This window comes from Streptomyces sp. SID1328 (assembly GCF_009865595.1).
Lineage (GTDB): Bacteria > Actinomycetota > Actinomycetes > Streptomycetales > Streptomycetaceae > Streptomyces > Streptomyces griseoluteus.
Window position 1 is genome coordinate 1 of the sequence record NZ_WWKH01000722.1, and the last position, 1,495, is coordinate 1,495.

Sequence of the window (1,495 nt, forward strand, 5' to 3'; positions counted from 1 at the left end):
TAGCCGGTCTTGTTCTTGTAGCGCAGAATGTCGATCTTCTGGCCCTTGTGGTGGTCCACGACCTCGGCCTGGACCTTGATGCCGGCCAGCACCCACGGGTCGCTGGTCACGGAGTCACCGTCGACAACGAGCAGGGTCGAGAGCTCGACCGTGTCGCCGACATTGGCCGTGGAAATCTTGTCAACCTCAACGATGTCGCCGACAGCAACCTTGTGCTGGCGACCACCGCTGCGCACGATGGCGTACACGCGGATCTCACTTTCGCTCGAAGGACGGCACCCCCGCAGGCCAGCCGGACCGGCAGAACACCATGAACGACCTCTCCCGACCGCACCCAGGCGACCGGGAGGAGAAGGTTTACGGGGATGTGGCGTGTTCAAATGACACGCCGACGGTCAAGAGTACGGGGGGCGTCCCGTAGGGGTCAAACCGGGCTCTGATCAGCGCTCCAGCGAGGCCGTGTAGTCGGCGTACGCCTGCCTGATCCGGTCCGGGGACAGGTCCAGGTGCTCCAGGATCGTGTAGCGGCCGGGCCGGGTCTCCGGCGCGAACTCCACGGCCCGGACGAACTCGTCCACGGTGAACCCGATCTCCTCGGCCAGCACCGGCAGCCCGTGCCTGCGCAGCGAGGCCGCCATGAGGAACGAGCCCTCGTGGTCGCCGCGCAGATGCATGGCGAAGGCGGCGCCGAGGCCCACCTGCTCGCCATGGCTGGCGGCCCGCTTGGGGAAGAGCAGGTCGAGCGCGTGGCTGATCTCGTGGCAGGCACCGGAGGACGGCCGGGTGTGGCCGGCGATCGACATGGCGATGCCGGACAGCACGAGACCCTCGGCGAGCACCGCGAGGAACGCGTCGTCGCCGCAGCCGCCGGGGTGCCGGAGCACCGCCTCGCCGGCCTGGCGGGCCATGGCGGCGGCGAGACCGTCGATCTTCTCGCCGTTGACCCGGTTGGCCAGCTCCCAGTCCGCGACGGCCGAGATGTTCGACACCGCGTCCCCGATGCCCGAGCGCACGAAGCGCACCGGGGTCTCGCGGATGATGTCGGTGTCGATCAGCAGCGCGATGGGCGTGGGCACCCCGTACGAGCCCCGGCCCGCGTCGTTGTCCAGGATGGACACCGGCGAGCAGATGCCGTCGTGGGACAGGTTGGTGGCGACCGCGACCAGCGGCAGGCCGATGCGGGCCGCCGCGTACTTGGCGCAGTCGATGACCTTCCCGCCGCCGAGGCCGACCACGGCGTCGTAGCGGCCGGACTTCATCTCGTCGGCCAGCCGTACGGCGTCGTCCAGCGTGCCGCCGCCGACCTCGTACCAGGTCGCGCCCGGCAGTTGGGGCGCGACCCGCTCGCGCAGCCTGGCGCCGGAGCCGCCACTGACGGCGACGGCCAGGCGGCCGGAGTGCGAGATGCGCTCGTCGGCGAGCACGGTGGCCAGGTCGGCGAGGGCACCCGGACGGATGTCGACGACGACCGGCGAGGGGATGAGCCTCGTCAGTA

2 protein-coding genes are annotated in these 1,495 nt (G+C 70.2%); both read right to left on the bottom strand.

Annotated features, from left to right (window positions below):
• Positions 1-248, bottom strand: a 248-nt coding sequence (gene rplU, locus GT030_RS23145; RefSeq protein WP_161202738.1) for a 50S ribosomal protein L21, incomplete at its 3' end; no start/stop codon positions are given.
• A gap of 192 nt (positions 249-440) precedes the next feature.
• Positions 441-1,493 carry an iron-containing alcohol dehydrogenase family protein gene (locus GT030_RS23150; protein WP_161202739.1) on the bottom strand — a complete coding sequence of 351 codons (1,053 nt, stop codon included), beginning with the start codon at positions 1,491-1,493 and terminating at the stop codon, positions 441-443.
• Positions 1,494-1,495 lie beyond the last annotated feature (2 nt).